Origin of the sequence: Segeticoccus rhizosphaerae (genome assembly GCF_009192725.1) — a bacterium.
In the GTDB taxonomy this organism is placed as follows: Bacteria; Actinomycetota; Actinomycetes; order Actinomycetales; family Dermatophilaceae; genus Segeticoccus; species Segeticoccus rhizosphaerae.
In genome coordinates this window covers 1-2,860 of record NZ_VOHR01000417.1, presented here as the reverse complement: position 1 = coordinate 2,860, position 2,860 = coordinate 1, and the positions used below count along the sequence as shown (strand labels likewise).

Here is a 2,860-nt window from a genome sequence, read left to right as displayed (position 1 = left end):
GGGAGCGACCCACCCCGCTGCCCGGGGCACCGCCCGACGTCGGCGGGGCGCCGGTCGCTGGCGGTGTGGCCGCGGACGGCGCGGCCGGTGCGGCCACCGACGGCCCGCCGCTGGACCTCAACGCGGCCACCGCGGCCCAGCTCGAGGAGCTGCCCGGCGTCGGCCCGGTACTGTCGCAGCGGATCGTCGAGTGGCGCACCGAGCACGGCAGGTTCTCCACGGTCGACGAGCTGATGGAGGTGAGCGGCATCGGGGAGAAGATGCTCGCCGAGATCGCGCCGAGGGTCCGTGTGTGACCGGCCTGCCACCGCCGACGCCGGTGCGCGACTCCGTCGAGCCTGAGTCGAAGGAGTCGACTCGTCTCGATGTCCGCCTGCTGGTGCCGGCTCTGGTCGCGTGGGCGGTGACCGCGACGGCACTGTCCTGGCCGGCCCGGCGATCGCTCCTGGTGGCGGCGCTTCTCGTGCTGGTCGGGGTCGTCTGCTGGGGCCTGAAGCGCCCGCGGATGAGGCGTTGGTCGACCGCCGCAGCCGCGGCCTGCCTCGCCACCTCGCTGTGCCTCGGGGCCCTGGCCGCCCACCTGGAGACACGGTCGGCCGGACTGGTGCCCACCCTCGCCGCGCAGCGGGCCAGCGCCGAGATCGAGGCCGTGGTCATCTCCGACCCGAAGGTCATCCAGGCCGTCGGGCCGCGCCGTGCCGAGTTGGTGGTGGTGCGGCTGTCGGTGCACGTCGTGGTGGGTCGAGGACAACGCAGCGAGCCGCGCACGCCGGTGCTCGTCCTCGGCGACGAGGACTGGACCCGGGTGCGATGGCACCAGACGATCCGTGCCAAGGGCCGGTTCGGGCCGGCCGAGCCGGGCGATGACGTGCTCGCGGTGTTCAACCCTCGGGGGAGCCCCTCCGTGGTGAGCGAGCCGGGAATGGTCGCTCGTGCCGCCGAGCACGTCCGGTCGGGGTTGCGACAGGCTGTGGACGGACTTCCGGCCGACCCGCGGGGGCTGCTGCCGGGCCTCGTCATCGGCGACACCAGTCGAACGCCGCCCGGCCTCACCGACGCCATGCGCGACACGGGGATGACCCACCTGTCCGCGGTCAGCGGCAGCAACGTCGCCGTCGTGCTGGCCGCGGCGATGCTGGTCTGCGGGTGGTGCCGGATCCGACGACGATGGCGACCGGTCGTGGCTGGCGCCTGCCTCGCCGGCTTCGTCGTGCTCTGCCGACCGGAGCCGAGCGTGCTGCGGGCCGCGGTCATGGGAGCCATCGGACTGCTCGGGCTGAGCACGTCCCGGCGCCGGATGGGCTTGCCGGCCCTGGCCGCTGCGGTCATCGTCCTGCTGTGCGTCGACCCCTGGCTGGCCAGGTCCTACGGCTTCGCGCTGTCGACGCTCGCCACACTGGGCCTGCTGCTGTTCGTCCGGTCGTGGGGTGCGTGGTTCGCGCGGTTCCTGCCCGGGCGACTGCACGCGCTCGGTCCCGTGATCGCCATACCGGTTGCCGCGCAGGCGATGTGTGCTCCGGTGATCGTGCTGCTGCAGGGTTCGGTCACCGTCGTGGGGGTCCTGGCCAACCTGCTGGCCGCGCCGCTCGTGGCACCCGCGACCGTGCTCGGGGTGCTCGCCGCGTTGGTGGCCCTCGTGTCGGCTCCGGTCGCGGCGGGCGTCGCGTGGCTGGCCAGCATCCCGACGCTGGGCATCGCCTGGATCGCGCGTGCCTGCGCCACCGTACCGATGGGTCAGCTGCCGTGGCCGGACGGTGCCGCAGGGGCGGTCCTGCTCGCAGCCGTGACCCTGGTGCTCCTCTTCACCGGCCCGTGGCTGGTCGCCCGGATCCGATGCCGGCCGTGGCTCTCGGCGGCGGGTGCGCTGCTGGTCCTGGCGTGCACGTGGCCCACCGGCTCGGTCGGTTGGCCGCCGCCGGGTTGGCTCCTGGTGATGTGTGACGTCGGACAGGGCGACGGCATCGTGCTGGCCAGCGCGCCGGGCCATGCCGTCGTGGTGGACACCGGTCCTGATCCAGACGCGATGGGCACCTGCCTGCGGCGCCTCGATGTCGAGGTCGTCGATGCCGTGGTCCTCACCCACTTCCACGCCGACCACGTCGACGGGCTGGGCGCCGTGCTCGACGGCTGGCCGGTCGGAGCGGTCTACGTCTCGCCGGTCGACGAACCGGCCGGCGAGGCGCGGGCGGTCCGAGAGCAGGCGAGCGAGGTGGGGACGCCGGTGCACCGCGCCTATGCCGGCGACGTCCTGCGGTGGGAGGGGCTGAGTGCGGCGGTGCTCTGGCCGGCCACGGAGCTGCACACCGGGTCGATCCCCAACAACGCCAGTGTGGTCCTCGACGTCGACCTCGGCGGGCTGCGGATGCTGCTGCTCGGCGATGTCGAGCCTGAAGCCGCCAGACGGGTGCGGCTCGCGCTGGAGCAGGAGGGCAGGCCGGCCCGGTTCGACGTGCTGAAGGTCGCCCACCACGGCTCCGCCAAGCAGGACCCGGCCCTGTTGCAGCTCGCGCACGCACCCGTCGCGCTGATCAGCGTCGGCGCCGACAACGACTACGGTCACCCGGCGCCGAGCGCGCTCACCGTGTTGCGCGACGACCACTTCACGGTGTTCCGCACCGACCGCAGCGGTGACATCGCGGTGTCCCGCGCCGGCAACGGGGGCCCCGCGATCTCCACCCGCGGCTCCTAACTCGACGCCGCACTCGCCCATCTGTTGCGCCACTTGCCCCAGTTGTCGCGGCGACATCGCCCGGCTCGAGTGACCGATGTCATCGCAACCGGGCGGGGTCTCGGCGCGCGCAGGCGCGAGTTGGCCCGGCTCAGGCGGAGTCGCGCACGCAGCCGGGGGTGTCGGCGGCCT

General features: G+C 73.8%; 2 protein-coding genes. Both read left to right on the top strand.

Annotated elements, in window-relative coordinates:
• Positions 1 to 296 (top strand): ComEA family DNA-binding protein (locus FRW57_RS19935; protein WP_162529435.1); only part of this gene is annotated, 296 nt, incomplete at its 5' end.
• Positions 293 to 2,689: a DNA internalization-related competence protein ComEC/Rec2 gene (locus tag FRW57_RS19930; RefSeq protein ID WP_238999502.1), complete on the top strand. Its 2,397-nt coding sequence runs from the start codon at positions 293 to 295 to the stop codon at positions 2,687 to 2,689. The genes FRW57_RS19935 and FRW57_RS19930, both read left to right, overlap by 4 nt.
• The last annotated feature ends 171 nt before the right edge of the window (positions 2,690 to 2,860 follow it).